Source organism: Kitasatospora sp. NPDC001683 (assembly GCF_053596495.1).
The window spans coordinates 1-17,162 of the sequence record NZ_JBSFGK010000030.1 but is presented as its reverse complement, the minus strand read 5'-3'; the positions used below and the strand labels follow the sequence as shown (position 1 = coordinate 17,162).

22 protein-coding genes are annotated in these 17,162 nt (G+C 74.1%); 15 read left to right on the top strand and 7 right to left on the bottom strand.

What is annotated here, in order from left to right:
* Positions 1-4: 4 nt before the first annotated feature.
* The 4 genes from ACWCYO_RS18175 to ACWCYO_RS18160 all read right to left on the bottom strand — a co-directional run bounded on the left by ACWCYO_RS18175 (position 5) and on the right by ACWCYO_RS18160 (position 5,494).
* Positions 5-2,329 carry a GMC family oxidoreductase gene (locus tag ACWCYO_RS18175; protein ID WP_270139799.1) on the bottom strand — a complete coding sequence of 775 codons (2,325 nt, stop codon included), beginning with the start codon at positions 2,327-2,329 and terminating at the stop codon, positions 5-7.
* Complete coding sequence (locus ACWCYO_RS18170) at positions 2,322-2,801, bottom strand: hypothetical protein (protein ID WP_270139801.1); 480 nt, start codon at positions 2,799-2,801, stop codon at positions 2,322-2,324. Before ACWCYO_RS18170 ends, ACWCYO_RS18175 begins: the two co-directional genes overlap by 8 nt.
* The gene (locus tag ACWCYO_RS18165) at positions 2,788-4,593 is read right to left on the bottom strand and encodes a thiamine pyrophosphate-requiring protein (RefSeq protein ID WP_270139803.1); all 1,806 of its coding nucleotides are present in this window, start codon (positions 4,591-4,593) and stop codon (positions 2,788-2,790) included. The genes ACWCYO_RS18170 and ACWCYO_RS18165 overlap by 14 nt, the downstream gene beginning before the upstream one ends.
* A 91-nt stretch (positions 4,594-4,684) precedes the next feature.
* Positions 4,685-5,494, bottom strand: coding sequence for a SigB/SigF/SigG family RNA polymerase sigma factor (locus ACWCYO_RS18160; RefSeq protein ID WP_449784763.1), 810 nt, complete (start codon positions 5,492-5,494; stop codon positions 4,685-4,687).
* A 454-nt stretch (positions 5,495-5,948) separates the two neighbouring features.
* On the opposite strand from ACWCYO_RS18160, the gene ACWCYO_RS18155 reads away from it, so the two are divergent.
* Both ACWCYO_RS18155 and ACWCYO_RS18150 read left to right on the top strand, forming a co-directional pair.
* The gene (locus tag ACWCYO_RS18155; protein ID WP_270139807.1) at positions 5,949-6,272 is read left to right on the top strand and encodes a plasmid stabilization protein; all 324 of its coding nucleotides are present in this window, start codon (positions 5,949-5,951) and stop codon (positions 6,270-6,272) included.
* A gap of 56 nt (positions 6,273-6,328) precedes the next feature.
* On the top strand, positions 6,329-6,508 hold the full coding sequence (locus ACWCYO_RS18150; protein ID WP_449784762.1) for a hypothetical protein: 180 nt from the start codon (positions 6,329-6,331) through the stop codon (positions 6,506-6,508).
* 65 nt (positions 6,509-6,573) lie between these two features.
* On the opposite strand, the gene ACWCYO_RS18145 is transcribed toward ACWCYO_RS18150, so the two are convergent.
* Positions 6,574-7,053 (bottom strand): ATP-binding protein, encoded by a 480-nt coding sequence (locus ACWCYO_RS18145; protein ID WP_270139809.1) that lies wholly within the window; start codon positions 7,051-7,053, stop codon positions 6,574-6,576.
* An 11-nt stretch (positions 7,054-7,064) separates the two neighbouring features.
* Positions 7,065-7,517, bottom strand: a complete 453-nt coding sequence (locus ACWCYO_RS18140) for a hypothetical protein (protein ID WP_449784761.1) — start codon at positions 7,515-7,517, stop codon at positions 7,065-7,067.
* A gap of 63 nt (positions 7,518-7,580) precedes the next feature.
* Between ACWCYO_RS18140 and ACWCYO_RS18135 the strand changes: the two genes are divergently transcribed.
* From ACWCYO_RS18135 to ACWCYO_RS18075, 13 genes are all read left to right on the top strand, one after another.
* Entirely contained in the window at positions 7,581-8,171 is a 591-nt protein-coding gene (locus ACWCYO_RS18135) for a DUF6328 family protein (protein ID WP_449784760.1), read from the top strand.
* Between the two features lie 35 nt (positions 8,172-8,206).
* Complete coding sequence (locus tag ACWCYO_RS18130; RefSeq protein ID WP_270139815.1) at positions 8,207-9,223, top strand: SDR family oxidoreductase; 1,017 nt, start codon at positions 8,207-8,209, stop codon at positions 9,221-9,223.
* A 31-nt stretch (positions 9,224-9,254) separates the two neighbouring features.
* Positions 9,255-10,256 carry a PHP domain-containing protein gene (locus ACWCYO_RS18125; protein WP_449784759.1) on the top strand — a complete coding sequence of 334 codons (1,002 nt, stop codon included), beginning with the start codon at positions 9,255-9,257 and terminating at the stop codon, positions 10,254-10,256.
* A 103-nt stretch (positions 10,257-10,359) separates the two neighbouring features.
* Positions 10,360-11,316: an SDR family NAD(P)-dependent oxidoreductase gene (locus ACWCYO_RS18120; RefSeq protein WP_270139818.1), complete on the top strand. Its 957-nt coding sequence runs from the start codon at positions 10,360-10,362 to the stop codon at positions 11,314-11,316.
* A 306-nt stretch (positions 11,317-11,622) separates the two neighbouring features.
* Positions 11,623-11,796 carry a CsbD family protein gene (locus tag ACWCYO_RS18115; protein WP_270139820.1) on the top strand — a complete coding sequence of 58 codons (174 nt, stop codon included), beginning with the start codon at positions 11,623-11,625 and terminating at the stop codon, positions 11,794-11,796.
* Between the two features lie 127 nt (positions 11,797-11,923).
* Positions 11,924-12,109, top strand: coding sequence for a hypothetical protein (locus tag ACWCYO_RS18110; RefSeq protein WP_449784758.1), 186 nt, complete (start codon positions 11,924-11,926; stop codon positions 12,107-12,109).
* 193 nt (positions 12,110-12,302) lie between these two features.
* Positions 12,303-12,749, top strand: a complete 447-nt coding sequence (locus ACWCYO_RS18105; RefSeq protein WP_449784757.1) for a hypothetical protein — start codon at positions 12,303-12,305, stop codon at positions 12,747-12,749.
* Positions 12,746-13,003, top strand: coding sequence for a monovalent cation/H+ antiporter complex subunit F (locus ACWCYO_RS18100; RefSeq protein ID WP_270139824.1), 258 nt, complete (start codon positions 12,746-12,748; stop codon positions 13,001-13,003). The genes ACWCYO_RS18105 and ACWCYO_RS18100 overlap by 4 nt, the downstream gene beginning before the upstream one ends.
* Entirely contained in the window at positions 13,000-13,311 is a 312-nt protein-coding gene (locus tag ACWCYO_RS18095; RefSeq protein WP_270139826.1) for a cation:proton antiporter, read from the top strand. The genes ACWCYO_RS18100 and ACWCYO_RS18095 overlap by 4 nt, the downstream gene beginning before the upstream one ends.
* Positions 13,308-13,577 (top strand): Na(+)/H(+) antiporter subunit B, encoded by a 270-nt coding sequence (locus ACWCYO_RS18090; protein ID WP_270139828.1) that lies wholly within the window; start codon positions 13,308-13,310, stop codon positions 13,575-13,577. Before ACWCYO_RS18095 ends, ACWCYO_RS18090 begins: the two co-directional genes overlap by 4 nt.
* Complete coding sequence (locus ACWCYO_RS18085) at positions 13,574-14,314, top strand: MnhB domain-containing protein (protein WP_449784756.1); 741 nt, start codon at positions 13,574-13,576, stop codon at positions 14,312-14,314. Before ACWCYO_RS18090 ends, ACWCYO_RS18085 begins: the two co-directional genes overlap by 4 nt.
* An 89-nt stretch (positions 14,315-14,403) precedes the next feature.
* Positions 14,404-14,751 (top strand): sodium:proton antiporter, encoded by a 348-nt coding sequence (locus ACWCYO_RS18080; protein WP_449784755.1) that lies wholly within the window; start codon positions 14,404-14,406, stop codon positions 14,749-14,751.
* A gap of 7 nt (positions 14,752-14,758) precedes the next feature.
* On the top strand, positions 14,759-16,621 hold the full coding sequence (locus ACWCYO_RS18075) for a complex I subunit 5 family protein (RefSeq protein ID WP_449784754.1): 1,863 nt from the start codon (positions 14,759-14,761) through the stop codon (positions 16,619-16,621).
* Positions 16,622-16,670: 49 nt separating this feature from the next.
* Here the strand turns inward: ACWCYO_RS18075 and ACWCYO_RS18070 are convergent.
* Positions 16,671-17,162 (bottom strand): Hsp70 family protein (locus ACWCYO_RS18070; protein ID WP_449784753.1); only part of this gene is annotated, 492 nt, incomplete at its 5' end.

Here is a 17,162-nt window from a genome sequence, read left to right as displayed (position 1 = left end):
CGGTTCATGGCGGTGCCCGCAGTCCGGAGCGTTCGCCGGCCGCCAGCAGGCCGGCGGCCCGGTCGACCAGGGCCATGATGGTCAGCGCCGGGTTGGCGCTGCCCTGAGTGGGCAGCACGCTGCCGTCGGTGATCAGCAGGTTGGGTACGGCGAAGGTGCGCAGCCGGTGGTCGACGACGCCGGCGAAGGGGTGGTCGGCCATCCGGCAGCCGCCGACCAGGTGGGCGTATCGGTCGATGGTGATGACCTCGCTCGCCCCGGCGGCGCGCAGGATGGACTCCATCACCTCGCGGGCTGCCCGGATCAGCATCCGGTCGTTGTCGCACTGGGAGTAGGCGAACTCGGCGACCGGCAGCCCGTGCCGGTCGGTCTGCTCGGCGATGGTCACCCGGTTGTCCGGCTGGGGCAGCAGTTCGGCCATCGCGCCGAGGGTGGCCCAGTGGACGTAGTCGCTGAGGTAGGCGCGCAGGTCGGCGCCCCAGTGGCCCTGGGCGACGACGTGCTCGGCCCAGGTGATGGGCAGCGGGGAGATGTTCTGGATGGTGAAGCCGCGCCGGTAGGGCTTGGCGGGGTCGGTCTCGTAGTACTGCTCGGTGGAGACCTCGGGCGGCGGGGCCTTGTAGGCGCGGACCTCCTCCTCGAAGCGGCCGGAGGTCTGCGGGGCGCCCTGCACCATGACGTAGCGGCCGACCAGGTCGTGGTCGTTGCATAGGCCCTCGGGGAAGCGCGGGCAGGCGGAGTTGAGCAGCAGCCGCGGGGTCTCGATGGCGTAGCCGGCGACGGCGACGGTGCGGGCGAGCTGGAGGTGTTCGCGGCCGTGGTGGAAGTAGCGGACGCCGCGGGCGAGTCCGTCGGCGTCGAGTTCGACCGCGGCGGCCATGCAGTCGGCGCGGATCTCGGCGCCGTGGGCGAGGGCGTCGGGGACGTGGGTGATCAGTGGGGAGGCCTTGGCGTTGACCTTGCAGCCCTGGAGGCAGAAGCCGCGGTAGACGCAGTGCGGCCGGCGGCCGAAGCGGCCGTTGGTGATGGCGACCGGGCCGACCCGGGCCTGGATGCCGAGGGCGGCGGCGCCGCGCAGGAAGACCTCGCCGTTGCCGCCGACGGGGTGCGGCGGGTGCGGGTAGGGGTGGGGCTCGCCCCAGGGCCAGTACTGGCCGGCGACGGGGAGTTCGTACTCGAGGCGGCGGTAGGACTCGCGCAGGTCGCCGTAGTCGATCGGCCAGTCGGCGCCGACGCCGTCGAGGCTGTGGGTGCGGAAGTCGGAGGGGTGGAAGCGGGGTGCGTAGCCGGCGAAGTGGATCATCGAACCGCCCACGCCCCGGCCGGAGTTGTTGGAGCCGAGCGGTACCGGGTCGGAACCGGAGATGAGCCGCGGCTCGGTCCAGTACAGGTGGTGGGAGGAGGCCTCGTCGCTCACCCAGTCGGTGAGCGGGTCCCAGAACGGGCCGGCCTCCAGCACCACGACGCTCCAGCCCCGGCGGGCCATCCGCTGGGCGAGGGTGGCGCCGCCGGCGCCGCAGCCCACGATCAGCAGGTCGACCTCGTCGGTGTCCGCGTGGCGCCGCATGTCGCGCCGCAGGGTGTGGTCGAAGCCGTGGCCGTCGCGGGGCAGCAGCCAGGCGGAGGCGTTGGTGCGCCGGACCTCCCGCTCGGCTGCGGCGTTGGCCCGTACCGTCTCGGCGGCGGCGCGCAGCCGGGAGTGCCGGCCGGGGTCGGTGGCGCGGGGCACCGGGCTGGGCGGCTGGTGGTCGGGGGGCCGGGGCGGGTGGGGGTGGGCGTCGGCGACCTCCCAGGGTTCGCGCAGGCCGACGCCCAGGCGCAGGTAGCCGCGCGGGTGGGCGGGGCCGCCGAAGCCGATCTCGTTCCAGGCGGTGGGGTGGGAGTAGTAGGCGGTGCAGGCGTACCTGGTCCACAGGCTCCAGACGTGCCGGGCGGGCAGGCCGTGCCAGCGTTCGCCGTCCAGTTCCTGGACCCGGCCGATCAGCGCTCGTTGTTGGACCTCGCTGAGCGCGGCGAACGGGCCGTCGGCGTCCTCGTCCAGGGCGTGCAGGGAGCGGCGCCAGGCCTCGTCGTCCATCGGCATGTCGGCGTAGTGCCAGCCGTCGGTCTCCAGTTCGGCGAGCCGGGCGTCGATCATCGGCAGCAGCGGGACGTCGGGGTGGTCCAGCAGTTGGTCGAGCAGGGCGCGGGCGGTGGCCTCCTCGGCGGGGGTGAAGAGGCGCAGCGGTGGCTGGGGGCCGGTGCGGGAGACCACCACGGCCGCCGTCTCGCGGTCCCAGTACCGGGCCTGGGAGAACACGTCGAAGCCGGGGAAGCGCGGTTCAGGCATAGCGGGACTCCCGGCGCAGTACGGCGGCGACGAGGCCCATCCCTCCGACCAGGCTCATCAACAGCGGCGCGAACAGCGGCGGGCCCATCTCGACGTTGTAGCGGGCCATCTCCCAGCCGCCCGGCTTCTCGGCGATGCCGCGCACGTGCAGCCAGGTGCCCTGGAGGCCGTTGGCGGTGATGGCGGCGGAGGCGACCGGCAGCAGGGTGCGGGCGGCCCGGGGGTTGAGTGCCCCGGCCACCCCGGCGACGGCGCCGACCGGGCCCAGCCAGACCGGCCACCACATGACGCGGTTGCCGAAGCCGGCCCGGTCGTGCTCCAGGTAGATCTCGGCGGCGGTGATCACCGAGCCGGCGCCGGTGGCCAGGGCGAGCGAGCGCTGGAAGCGCCCGGTTCGGACGTTGCGCAGCGCGAGCTCGGCGCCGCGCCGAAGAAGGGCGGTGCCGCGCCGGAGCGGGTCAGTGCCGGCCATGCCGGCCTCCGAAGGACGGCAGCAGCTCCTGGAGCTTCGCCTTGAAGCCCTGGCGCACCATCGCCGCCCGGTCCTGGTCGCCGCGCAGCACGGACGCGGCGGCGGCCTGGATCTGGTCCCAGCTGGCGTGCGGCGGGATCGGCGGGACGGCCGGGTCGGTGCGCAGCTCCAGCACGTAGGGGCGGTCGGAGTTCAGGGCGTGCTGCCAGCCGCCGGGCACGTCCTCCGGCGCGATCGCCCGTTCGGCGCCCAGGCCGAGGGTGCGGGCGAAGCCGGCGTAGTCGACGTCGGGGAGCTCCTGGGAGGGCAGGAAGCTCGGGGCGCCCTGCATGGCGCGCATCTCCCAGGTGACCTGGTTGAGGTCACGGTTGTTGAGCACCGCCACCACCAGGCGCGGATCCTCCCACTGCTGCCAGTACTTGGCGATGGTGATCAGCTCGGCCAGGCCGTTCATCTGCATCGCGCCGTCACCGACGAGGGCGATCGCGGGCCGCTCGGGGTGGGCGAACTTGGCGCCGATCGCGTACGGGACGCCCGGGCCCATGGTGGCCAGGGTGCCGGACAGCGAGCCGCGCATCCGGCCGCGGAAGCGCAGGTGGCGGGCGTACCAGTTGGCGGCGGAGCCGGAGTCGGCGGTGACCATGACGTCGTCGGGCAGCAGGTGGTCGAGGGCGTGGATGGCGTACTCGGGGTTGATCGGATCGGCCTCGACCTCGGCGCGCCGCTCCATCACCTCCCACCAGCGCTCGGTGTTGTCGCAGATGGTGCGCTGCCAGTCGCGGTCCTCCTTGCGGACCAGCAGCGGCAGCAGCCGGTCCAGCGTGCGGGCGGCGTCGCCGACCAGGTTGACCTCGTACGGGTAGCGAAGCCCGACCATGAACGGGTCGAGGTCGATCTGCACGGCCCTGGCCTGGCCGAACTCGGGCAGGAACTGGGTGTACGGGAAGGACGAGCCGACGGTCAGCAGGGTGTCGCAGTCGCGCATCAGCTCGTACGAGGGGCGGGTGCCGAGCAGGCCGATCGACCCCGTGACGTACGGCAGCACGTCGGGCAGCACGTCCTTGCCGAGCAGCGCCTTGGCGACGCCCGCGCCGAGCAGTTCGGCGGTCTGCTCGACCTGCTCGCGGGCGTTGCGGGCGCCCTGGCCGACCAGCATCGCGACCTTGCGGCCGGCGTTGAGCACGTCGGCGGCCCGGCGCAGCTCGTCGTCCTCGGGAACGACCGTCCAGTGCGGGCTGCCCAGGCTGGAGGGCACCATCTTGAAGGCGTGTTCGGGCGGGTTGTGGTCCAGCTCCTGGACGTCGGCGGGCACGATCACGGCGGTGACGGTGTGCCGGGCGGCGGCGGTGCGCATCGCCCGGTCGAGCACGTTGGGCAGCTGCTCCGGGACCGTCACCATCTGGCAGTACTCGGCGGCGACGTCCTTGAACAGGCTCAGCAGGTCGACCTCCTGCTGGTAGGAGCCGCCCATCGCGCTGCGGTCGGTCTGTCCGACCACGGCCACCACCGGGACGTGGTCCAGCTTGGCGTCGTACAGCCCGTTGAGCAGGTGGATGGCGCCCGGGCCCGAGGTCGCCGCGCACACGCCGGTGCGGCCGGCGAACTTGGCGTAGCCGACGGCCTCGAACGCGGCCATCTCCTCGTGCCGGGCCTGGACGAAGACGGGGTTGTTGTCGGCCCGGCCCCAGGCCGCGAGCAGCCCGTTGATGCCGTCGCCGGGGTAGCCGAAGACGTACTGGACGTCCCAGGCGCGCAGTCGTTCCAGGATGTGGTCGGAAACCTTCGGGGACACGGTGCTCCTCCTTGACGCCCTTCACACGACGGCCCCCCGCAGAGGGCGGCTAACCGGTGCGGGGGGCGGGAAACCTCGGCAAGGGGGAGAGTCAGTCCGGCTCGGGCGGTTCGTCGGACCAGCCGGGCGCGTCCCGGTCCTCCAGTTGTTCGCGCAGCCGGGTCAGGGTGGCGCTCAGCAGCCGGGAGACGTGCATCTGGGAGACGCCGATGCGCGCCGCGATCTCGGACTGGGTCCGGCCCTCCCAGAAGCGGAGTTTGAGCACGGTCTGTTCGCGCTCGGGCAGTTCGGCGAGCAGGGGGCGCACGGCGGTACGGAAGTCGACCAGTTCGATGCCCGGGTCGCAGCCGCCGAGCCGGTCCAGCATGGCGCTACCGCTCTCGTCGCTGTCCTGGTCCCGCAGGGCGTCCAGGGAGCTCGGGCGGTAGACCCGGCCCGCCACCACGCCCTCGGTGGCCTGCTCGACGCTGAGGTGGAGGTCATCGGCGATCTCCGCCGGCTGCGGGAGGCGGCCGAGCTGCTGCTCCAGCCGGTCCGAGCCGCGGGCCACCGTCAGGTACAGCTCCTGCATGCTGCGCGGAACCCGGACCGGCCAGGAGGTGTCCCGGAAGAAGCGCTTCATCTCGCCGGCGATGGTGGGGATCGCGTAGGTGACGAACTCGACGCCGCGGTGCGGGTCATAGCCGTCGACGGCCTTGATCAGGCCGATCGTGCCCACCTGGAGGATGTCGTCCATGTCCTCGGCCCGGTGCCGGAAGCGGGCGGCGATGAACCGCACCAGCGGCATGTTGAGCTCGATGACCGTGCCGCGCACGTAGCTGTAGGCGGCGCTCTCGCGGGCCAGCCCGGACAGCCGCTCGAACAGCGCGTCGCTGAGTTCACGTGCCTCGAGCTTGCCCATCGCGCGGAGTTCGGTCCTGGTGGGTTTCGGCGGCAGATCAAGCTGCGGCGGCAGATCGGGCGGGGTGCCCGAGGGCACGGCGGTGTCCTGCTCGCCGCGGGGGATTGTTTCGAGGGACGTTGTTCGCAGGGACGTTTGTTCCAGGGGAGCTGTTTCCAGGGGGGTGGACACGTGTCCTCCTCGGCATCGAGGCGAGCGCCCGGCGACGTCGGGCGGGCTCTCGCTCGCGCATCGGGGGCTCTTCCCCAGGACCTGGGCCGGTGTCGGCGGTGAGGCCCCGGTGGCACCCGGCCGGGTGCCGGCGGCCGTTCGTCCGGCGAACCGCCGCACGGTTGTTCTACCCGACACACGACAGGGAATTCACGTTTTCGACTGGTTTTTTTCGATTCGTCCGGGTACGCGCTCAGGTGACCACCCGGACCATGAGAGCCGGGCCACGAGAGGAGGGGCGGCCATGCCCCGAGGATCCAGCCCCAAGCGGGAACGCCAGTACGAGCACATCAAGGAGAGCGCGCTCGACCGGGGCGAGAGCGAGAAGCGGGCCAAGGAGATCGCCGCTCGGACGGTCAACAAGGAACGCGCCAGGCACGGCGAGTCCAAGTCCGCGAGCCGCACCTCGACCCACGACATGTCGTCCGGCCGGCGCGGCGGACAGCGCTCGCACAAGGGCTCCGGCGGCCCGACCTACGACCAGCTGTACAACGAGGCCAAACACCGCAACATCAAGGGCCGTTCGAAGATGAACAAGCGCGAACTGGCCCATGCGCTCGGCCGCTGAGCAGACTGGCCACCGAACCGACCTCCGAGTTCCGACTTCCGACGAAGGTGCGCGCCATGACCGTTCCGACGCCCCCTGATCCGGACACCCAGCCGATCCCCCACCCCAATCCCGCGCCCCGGCCGGGCGAGGGCCCCGACCCGGTGCCTCCGCCCATCCCGCCGTTCCCGGACCCCACGCCCTACCCGGACCCCGACCCGGCACCACCGCCGCAGCCGCACCCCGGGCAGCAGTAGGGCCGGGCCCGGGGGCGCCCCGGCACCCAAGTACCCCCCGCTTGCGAGTACCCCCTGCGCCCCGCTCAGCCACGCCGGATGGAGCCGTCCAGCCGGGCGTGCCGATTGAGCGGGGACGGCACCTCCAGCCAGACCAGCTTTCCCCCGTCGTCCGGCCCCGCGCCCCAGGCGCGGGCGAGCCGGTCGACCACTCGCAGGCCGTGCCCACCCGGCCGGCCCGGGTCATCGGCGGCCACCAGCCGCGGCAACACCGGGCTGGCGTCCGAGACCTCCACCCGCAGGCGGATGCCGTCCCAGTCCAGGCGCAGTTCGCGCGGGCCGCCCGGCGCGTGCAGACAGGCGTTGGTGACCAGCTCCGAGACCATCAGCAGGACGTCCTCCGCCCGGGCCCGTTGCTCGTCGTCGAGGGCGGGCAGCCAGTGCCAGGACCACAGCGCCGCACGGCTGAACTCACGGCTGCGCTGCACCGCGCCCTCGCTGCCCTCGAACGCGAGCCGCCTGGTCTCTCCGGCGCCCCCCGGTCGTCCTCGCCCGGTACGGTCCATGCCGGGCCTCCTCACACCGGGCGCCGCGGAGCGCCCGGGTGCGCCGACGACACTTCCTCCGGCGACTCTTCCTCCGACGACCGCCCGGGCTCCGACGAGTGGCTGCGCTTCGACTCCGGCTCCGGCAACGAATCGGGCTGGGCCCGCGCGGCCCCGAAATCGGGATGGATCCGCAGCACGGGGTCGACCCCGGTGACCGCGAACAGCCGCGCCACGACAGGGCGCAGGCCCGCGAGTTCCAGCTCCCCGGCGACATGGACGATCCGCACCGGTCCCTCGCGCTCCACCGCGATCCACAGACCCCCGCCGTCCCGCCGGCCCTCCACCGCGATCGGGTCCCCAGCCAGGAGCACCGGTCGGGACGGCGCCGCGCCGTCCCGACCACCGTGCCGCACGGGGCGGACGGTCGAGTTCTCGCCGACCGACCCGGGTGCGGCCGGGCAGGCCACGTGCTCCTCGTCCATGCCCCGCGTTTGCCCCGCCCGGTCGCGGCTACACGCGCCGACGGGAGGAGCGGAGGCGATCACATGGCGGCGCCGAACACCGGCCGCGACGGCCACGCTCCACGGCCCCGGGTCGGCCGTCAGGAGTCGCCCGAGGAACGGGCGGACCGGCGCTGGAGCGAGCTGCTCCAGGAGGTCCGGGTCGCCCAGACCGGCTCGCAGATCCTCTTCGGCTTCCTGTTGAGCGTGGTCTTCATGCCGCGCTTCGCCCAACTCGGCGGCTTCGACCGGGGGCTGTATGTGGCCACCGTCGTGCTCGGGGCGCTCGCCACCGGCGCGCTGACCTCCCCCGTCACCTACCACCGGATCTTCGCCGGGCGCCGCCTGAAGCCCCAACTGGTGGACGCCGCAGCCCGGTTGGTGGCCATCGGGCTGGTACTGCTGGCCCTGACCATCGGCTCGGCCCTGCTGCTCCTGCTGCGGGTGGCGACCGGCTCAGCGGTCTCCGGCTGGATCACCGCCGTCGTCATGCTGTGGTTCGCCTCCTGCTGGTTGCTGCTGCCGCTCGGGCACCTGCACTGGCGCAACGGCGGACCCCCGGACGGCCACGACGGCCACGACGGTCAGAACGGTCAGAACGGCCAGAACGGCGACGACGGCGACGACGGCCCGTGACGTTTCGCCACCGGAAGCCCGGCAAGACGCCCGCCATGAGGATCCGTACGCGTTCCAAGCCCCGAACCGTGGTCATCACCGGCGCCACCGCCGGAGTCGGCCGGGCCTGCGTCCGGGCGTTCGCCACCGACGGCGACCAGCTGGTGCTGATCGCCCGTGGCATCGCCGGACTGCGCGCGGCCTCCGCCGAGGCCCAGACAGCCGGCTCGCCGGTGCGCACCATCCTGGCGGACGTCTCCGACCCGGAGGCCTGCGAGGCGGCAGCGGCCCGCGCCGAGGCGGAGTTCGGCCCGATCGACGTCTGGGTCAACGACGCCTTCGTGTCGGTGTTCGCGCCCTTCACCGAGATCAGCGCCGAGGAGTTCCGTCGGGTCACCGAGGTCACCTACCTCGGCTACGTCAACGCCACCCGGGCCGCACTGCGCCGGATGCTGCCGCGCGACCGGGGCACCATCGTGCAGGTCGGCTCCGCGATCGCCTACCGCGGCATCCCGCTGCAGACCGCCTACAGCGGCGCCAAGCACGCCATCCAGGGCTGGCACGAGGCGCTGCGCTGCGAGCTGCTGGCCAGCGGGTCGGGCGTACGGGTGACCATGGTGCAGTTGCCCGCGGTCAACACCCCGCAGTTCGACTGGGTGCTCAACCGGCTGCGCGGCCGGGCCCGGCCCGTCCCGCCCGTCCACCAGCCCGAACTGGCCGCCCGCGCCGTCCGCTACGCCGCCGACCACCCCGGGCGGCGCGAGTACTGGGTCGGCGGCAGCACCGCGGCCACCCTGGTCGCCAACGCGCTCGCCCCCGGTCTGCTCGACCGCTACCTCGCCCGCACCGGCATCGACTCCCAGCAGGACGACGGGCCGCGCCCCCCGGAGGAGCGGGCCAACCTCTGGGCCCCGGGCGACGCCTCCCATGACCACGGCGCCCACGGCCGCTTCGACGGCGAGGCCCGCGAACACAGCGCCCAGCTCTGGGCCTCCCAGCACCACGGCCTGCTCGCCGCCGGCGGCGCCGTCCTCGCCGGCGCCGCCGCCCGCGCGCTCGCGCGGGGACGGTGACCGAGGCCGCCCGCCGGCCTCGTGGGCCGTCATGGACCCGGCAACGGCGCTGCGCCGGATCGCCTTCCTACTGGAGTGGAACGACGCCTCGCCCTACCGGGTGCGGGCCTTCCACACCGCCGCCGACGCGGTCCGCGCCCTGCCGCCCGGGCCGGTGGACGCCGCACGCGCCCGCCGCCTGCCGGGCGTCGGGCCGGTCACCGCCGAGGTGATCGCCCAGGCCGCCGCCGGCACGACCCCGTCCTACCTCGCCCGGCTGGAGACCGCGGCCGGGCCTGCCGCCCGGGCCGGCTGGGGCCTGCTCGCGGCCGCGCGGGGCGACTGCCACCTGCACTCCGACTGGTCCGACGGCGGCCACCCGATCGAGGAGATGGCCGAGGCCGCCCGCGCGCTCGGCCACCAATGGGCCGTCCTCACCGACCACTCGCCCCGGCTGACCATCGCCCACGGTCTCAGCCCCGAACGGCTCCGGCACCAGCTCGACGTGGTCGCGGCGTGCAACGCCCGCGACGGGTCCTTCCGGCTGCTGACCGGGATCGAGTGCGACATCCTCGAGGACGGCTCGCTCGACCAGGAACCCGGACTGCTCGGCCGGCTCGACGTGGTGGTGGCCTCGGTCCACTCCAAGCTGCGCGCGGACCCGGAACCGATGACGGCCAGGATGCTGGCGGCGGTCCGCAACCCGCGCACCAACATCCTCGGGCACTGCACCGGCCGGATCGTCACCGGCCGCGGCCGGCCGCCCTCCCGCTTCGACGCCGAGGCGGTGTTCGCCGCCTGCGCCGCCGCCGGGACGGCGGTGGAGATCAACTGCCGCCCCGAACGCCGCGACCCGCCCGACGACCTGCTGCGCCTGGCCGCCGACGCAGGCTGCCTGTTCGCCGTCGACACCGACGCCCACGCCCCCGAACAACTCCACTGGCTCACCTCCGGCTACGCCCGTGCGGCCCGCTTCGGCCTCCCGCCCGAACGGCTGGTCACCACCTGGCCGCGCGAACGGCTGCTCGCCTGGGCCCGTCCGGCCGCCGGCTGATCACCCCTCAGCGCCGATGCGCTGGCCACCCCGGGGTTTGCGCGCGGACCGGCCGGACACACGCGCCGACGTCGGACTTCCCGGAGCGAGGAGGGCGCGGGCGATGGGTGTGCTGGCCGGACGGACGGCGCTGGTGACCGGCTCCTCCCGGGGGCTGGGGCTGTTGATCGCGGGGGAACTGGCCGAGCGGGGCTGCGCCGTGATGCTGTGCGGCCGGGACGAACCGGCGCTGGAGCGGGCGCTGCGGCAGCTGCGCGGACGGCCGGGCGAGGTGGCCGCGACGGCCTGCGACCTGATGGATCCGGAGGCGCCCGGGCGACTGCTCGCGGCCGTGCGGGAGCGTTTCGGCGCCGAGGTGGACCTGTTGGTCAACAACGCCGGCCTGATCCAGGTCGGTCCGGCCTCGGCGATGCAGGAGCAGGACTTCCGGCGGGCGCACGAGCTGATGACGATGGCACCGCTGCGGCTGGTCCAGGCGGTACTGCCCTCGATGCGGGCCCGCGGCGCGGGCTCGATCGTCATGATCAGCTCGATCGGCGGCCGGATCCCGGCTCCGCATCTGCTGCCGTACGTGACCGCCAAGTTCGCGCTGACCGGTCTCTCGGAGGGGCTGGCGGCGGAGCTGGCGCAGTACGGCATCCGCGTCACCACCGTGCTGCCGGGGCTGATGCGTACGGGCTCGCACACGGCCGCCGAGTTCGCCGGGCAGGCGGCCAGCGAGTACGCCTGGTTCGCCACCGCCGCGTCCCTGCCGCTGGTGTCGATGGACGCCGGGCGGGCCGCGCGGCGGATCGTCCGGGCGGTCGAGAACGGGCGGCGCGAGCTGGTGCTGACGCCGCCGGCCAAGGCCGCCGTACTCGCCCACGGCGTGGCACCCGCCACCACCAACCGACTGCTCAGCCTGGCCGCGCGGCTGCTGCCGTCAGCCGGCGGTGCCCCGGAGCACGGCGTGCCGGGGCTACGGGCCGCCGCCCGGCATCCGCGCGGTGGCCCGGTCCACCGGCTCACCACCCTCGGACGCCGGGCGGGGCGGGCCCACAACGAGCCCACGGCGTCCTGAAGAGGTCACCAGCCAGGCCCGGGGCGGTACCACGGGCACCGGGACACCACCGCTCGCGCTCGACGGCGGACGGCCGTACCGGCTGGCCCATCCGGACGGCCCGGTGGTCCTCATCGGTCCGCACGGACGGGCTACCCCGGGTCTTCCCGCCCATGCCGACCCTGCCGAGGGCTGAGCCCGACCGAGGGCTGAGCCCGACGGAGGGTTGGTGGCCGCCGACTCGTGTGGAAGCCCGTGTCCCGGGCACACGCGGCGCTGGGACTATGACCCGGCCCCGCCATCGGACGGACGAGAGGAGCCCACCCCATGGGTACCGAGGAGAAGCTGCGCAACATCGCCGAGAAGGGCCAGGGAAAGGCCAAGGAAGCCGCCGGGAAGGCCCTGGACGACCCGGTCGTCACGGCCAAGGGCCGGGGCAAGCAGATGAAGAGCGACCTCAAGCAGGCCGGCGAGAAGATCAAGGACGTCGGGAAGGACTGAGTCCGGGGTACCGGGCGGCCCGTCGGCCCGGCCGGAGCGAGCACCAGCGTGGAGCCGCGACGTCCGCGTGGCCGACCGGCCGCCCAGCCGACCGGCCGTCCGGTACCGCTCCGAGGAGGCGAACGCGATGAGCACCATGCGCAACCCCGTGCCGAAGGACCCGCCGGAGCCGGTCGAGACACCGGAGTCCCGGATGACCGGTGAGGGCAGTCCGCCACCGGCACACGAAGAGGAGAAGGGGCCGCAGGACGGCCCGGAGTTCAAGGTGACGGAGCCGGCCCACGAGCCGAAGCCGAAGCGGCACCAGCAGTAGCAGTCGCACGGCCGCACGGGCCGGGCCGATCATCGGAGCTTTCCGGCCCGCCGTCCGGCGAACGGGTGGTCCGGCGCGGCGATCGCGCGTGCTGCGGCGTTGCGTGCGGGACGCGTGCGCCGACCGGACGGTACACCTGGGGGCCGCCCGCCGCGGTGGCGGGCGAGGTGACGACCCACTCGGGGGTGGTGCGATGCGGACGGCGCTCGAACTCCTGCTCTGGTGGGGGGTGTTGCTGTTGCTGAACATCGTGCTGATCAGCTCGGTGCCACCGCTGGAGGTCGCGGTGGGCGGCGGTGTGGCGCTCCTCGGGGCGATGGGTGCGGTGGCCGTCCGACGCGCCTCCGGAGCGACTGTCGGCGGAGCGGCCCGGTTGGCGCGGGCGCTGTGGGCGTTCCCGTGGGCCCTGCTGGCCGACACCGGCCGGCTGGCGCTCGCCGTGCTCTCACCCGGCCGCCGGCACGGCGGGTTCCGCACCGTGCGGCTCGCCCCCGGCACCGGGGCGGCCTGGGGCGCGGCGCTGCTGTCCGCGACGCCCGGAGCGTTCGCGGTGGAGAGCCGGGACGGCGAGCTGACCGTCCACACCCTGGGCGATGAACTCTCCGCGCTGGAGCGGGCGTTGACCGGAGCCGAGGAGTGAACGCCTGGCTGCTCGCGGCGGCCCTGCTGGCCACCGGCGGGGTCGGCCCCTGCCTGCTGCTCGGCCTGCGCGGCTCACCCCAGCAACGGCTGGCCGGGCTCAACCTCGCCGCGACGACCACCTCCGTCGTCCTGCTGCTGCTCGCCCAGGGGTTCAGCCGCACCTCGTACACCGACCTGGCGCTGGACCTCGCGGTGCTGGCGCCCGCCGGAACGCTGGTCTTCACCCGCTTCCTGGCCGGGAGGCAGCGGTGACGCCCCGGCACACCCTCGCGCTGGTCCTGCTGGTGGCCGGCACCACCGCGCTGCTGCTCGCCGCCCTCGCCCTCGCCGTGCTGCCCGGCCCCTACCTGCGGCTGCACGCCCTCTCCCCCGCCGCCACCCTCGGCGCGCCGCTGGTCGCGCTCGCCCTCGCGGTGGACACCGGGCCGGGACGGGCGGCCGTCAAGCTGCTGGTGATCGGCCTGCTGCTGGCCGTCGGCGGCACCGTCACCACGATGGCCGTCGCACGCGCCACCGTGCGCGGCCAGCGGGAGACGGCCCAGCGGGAGGCCCAGCGGTGACCAACGCCCTGACCCTGATCGCCCTGCTGCTCACCGCCGTCACCGCGACCGCCGCCGCGCTCACCCGCGACCCGGTCCGGCAGGCCGCCGTCCTCGCCCTGCTCGGGCTTTGCCTCGCCCTGCTGTTCACCGTGCTCCAGGCGCCCGACGTCGCGCTCTCCCAGCTCGGCGTCGGCAGCGCGATCACCCCGCTGCTGATCCTGCTGACCGTCCGCCGGGTGCGCCGCCAGGAGCACTCGGAAGAATCCTCGGACCGCACCGAGTGAGCCGCACCACCCGGCTGGGGCTGTTCCTGACCGCCGCCACCATCCTCGCCGCCGCCCTGATCACCGCCGCGACCGAGCTGCCCGGCTTCGGCGGCAGTCGACATCCGTACGGCGAACGGGCGGTGGCCGCCGGGCTGGCCCGGCGGACGGCCAACATCGTCACCTCCGTCAACTTCGACCAGCGCGCCTTCGACACCCTCGGCGAGGAGTCCATCCTGTTCGGCTCGGTGCTCGGCGCCGGCATGCTGCTGCGGCTGGCCCGGGACGAGCGCAAGCGCCGCGCCGCCGCCGAACCCGTGCTGCCCACCACCCGGCTGTTCGGCACCACCCTGCTGCCGGTCACCCTGCTGGTCGGCGGATACCTCGTCGCCCACGGCCAGTTGAGCCCCGGCGGCGGCTTCCAGGGCGGCGTCGCAGTGGCCACCGCCCTGCACCTGGCCTACGTCGCCGCCGACTACCTGGTGCTCAAGCGGGTCCGCCCGCTGGCCGTGCTGGACGTGGCGGACGCGATCGCGGCCGGCAGCTACGCCGCGCTCGGACTGATCGGCCTCGCCCAGGGCGCCGGTTACCTCGCCAACACCCTGCCGCTCGGCACCTTCAACCAGCTGTCCTCCAGCGGACTGGTGGCGGTGATCAACGCCGCCGTCGGGGTCGAGGTCGCCTCGGGCGTGGTGGTCCTGCTGGCGCACTTCCTGGACCAGGCGGTCGAGATCGTCCCTCGCGGGGAGCGTCAGTGAGCGAGCGGAGCGAGCGAACCATCAAGAGGTGCGCATTTCGCGAAGCGACCGCCGAGCGAAGCGACCGCCGAGCGAAGCGAGGCGGGCGCATGAACTACTTCCCCTACCTGGCCGCCGGCTGGATCCTGCTCGCCGGACTGTACGGCCTGGTGACCAGCCGCAACCTGGTGCAGGCGGTCGGCTGCCTGGCCGTCGCCCAGTCCTCCACCTACGTGCTGCTGCTCGCCATCGGCTACCGAGGCAACGGCGCCACCGCGCCGGTCTTCTCCGACCTGCCGACCGACGCGCCGGTGGTCGACCCGGTGGTCCAAGCGCTCGTTCTGACCGACATCGTGGTCGGGGCGACCGTCACCGCGCTGCTGCTGTCCCTGGTCATCCAACTGCGCAAGCGGCACGGCACGGTGGACCCGGAGGACCTGACCGGGCTGCGCGGGTGAGGCGCCGGTGAGCACCCCTGATCCGCTGGGCACCGCCGACCTGCTGCCGCTGGCCGTCGCCATTCCGCTGCTCGGCGCCGCCGTGCTGGCCGTCGCCGGCCGCCGGCTGCCCCGCCCGGGCCGCGACGCGCTGGCCGCCGTCTGGGCCGCCGCCGACGTGGCCTGCCTGGCCCTGTTGTGGGCGCGGACCGCACCGGACGGCCGGGCGGTGTCCTGGCTCGGCGGCTGGACCCCGCGCGGCGGCCACAGCGTCGGCATCGTGCTGGTCGCCGACCGCCTCGGCACCGGCCTCGCCCTGCTCGTGGCCGTGCTCGTCCTCGCAGTGGTCTGCTACGCCTGGCGCTACTTCGACGAGCCCTCCGGTGAACACGGCGGGGTCTTCCCCGCCCTGCTGCTGCTCTTCGAGGCCGGGATGTGCGGCTTCGCGCTCACCGGGGACCTCTTCGACGCCTTCGTCTTCTTCGAGCTGATGGGCGCCGTCGCCTACGCGCTGACCGGCTACCGGATCGAGGACCCGCGTCCGCTGCACGGCGCGCTCGCCTTCGGGCTGGTCAACTCGGCCGCCGCGTACCTCTCGCTGCTCGGCATCGGCCTGCTCTACGCCCGGACCGGCGAACTCGGCCTCGCCCAGATCGGCGCCGCGCTGGACCAGCGCGCCGCCGCGGGGCACGGCCGGGACGCCCTGGTCGTCGTCGCGTTCGTCCTGGTCCTGGCCGGTCCGCTGGTGAAGGCCGCGTCGGCGCCCTTCCACTTCTGGCTGCCGGACGCCCACGCGGTGGCGCCCAGCCCGGTGTGCATGCTGCTGTCCGGGGTGATGGTCGAACTGGGCGTCTACGGGGTGACGCGGATCCACCGCGTGGTCTTCGCCGGGGCGGGCGGCCTGCCCGACGCCGTGGTCCGCGACACCCTGCTCGCCGCGGGCGTGCTGACGGCGCTGGTCGGCGCCGTGATGTGCTGGCAGCAGCGCCACCTGAAGCGGATGCTCGCCTTCTCCACCGTCGGGCACGTCGGCCTGTTCCTGATCGGCGCCGCGCTGCTCGAACCGGCCGGGCTGACCGGCGCGGCCGTGTACGTGGCCGGCCACGCGGGCGCCAAGGCGGCGCTGTTCGGCCTCACCGGCGTGCTGCTCGACCGGTACGGCTCGGTCGACGAGCACGGGCTGCACGGCCGGGCCCGCGAACTCCGCCTCATCGGGCTGCTGTTCGTCCTCGGCGCGCTCGCCCTGGCCGGGCTACCGCCGTTCGGCACCGGGCTCGGCAAGGCCGTCACCGAGGAGGCCGCCGGGCACTGGGGCGGCTGGCTGCCGGTGGTCTTCGTCCTGGTCTCCGCACTCACCGGCGGCGCGGTGCTGCGCGCCGGACTGCGGGTCTTCGGCGGGCTCGGCGCCCCACCGTCCGAGCACCCCGAGGTGGCGGCGACCACCGGCGAGGGCGAGGAGCCGGAGATCCGCGAACCGGGCCGGCGACCGCCGGCACCGATGCTCCTCGTGCCGGCACTGCTGCTCGTCGGCTGCCTGGCCGTGGGCGTGGTGCCGGGCGTCGGACGGGCCCTGGCGGCCGCGGCGACGGCCTTCACCGACCGGGCCGGCTACCTCACCGAGACCCTCGGCGGGCCGGGCGGGCCGGCCCCGGCGGCTCCCGAGGCCTGGTGGACGGCCTCCGGCATCGGACTGGGCCTGCTCTCCACCCTGCTGGCCGTCGGTTTCGCCACCGCCGCCATCCGGCGCGACCCCAGGCGCGGCACCGGCGGGCTGTACCGGGCGACCGTCCTGCCGCTGCGCTGGCTGCACTCGGGACTGCTCGGCGACTACGTCGCCTGGCTGGCCGTGGGGCTGGCCGCGCTGCTGATCGCCCTCACGGCTCAGCTTTGAACGGCCCGTCGGAGTCCCGGAGTTGGCCACGCCTGCCGGTCGACGGTGGTCATGCGGCGCCTCCCTTGTGCTCGTCCTCGTCCACGATCTCGGCGTCCACGACCTCCTCTCCTTCCTCGCCCTGGGTGCCGGTTGCGCCGCCGCCTGGTGCGCCGGGGGCGGTCTGGGCGTAGATGGCCTGGCCCAGTTTCTGGCTGACCTGGGCGACCTTGTCGCTCGCCGCGCGGATCGCGGCGGTGTCCTCGCCCTTGAGCTTCTCCTTCAGCTCCGTCAGGGCCGTCTCCACCTCGTTCTTCACGTCGGCCGGGACCTTGTCCTGGTTTTCGGTGAGGAACTTCTCGGTGCTGTAGAGGAGTTGCTCGCCCTGGTTGCGGGTCTCGGCGGCCTCCTTGCGGCGGCGGTCCTCCTCCGCATGCTGCTCGGCTTCCCGGATCATGCGGTCGATGTCGTCCTTGGGCAGCGAGGAGCCGCCGGTGACGGTCATCTTCTGCTCCCGGCCGGTGCCGAGGTCCTTCGCGCCGACGTGCATGATGCCGTTGGC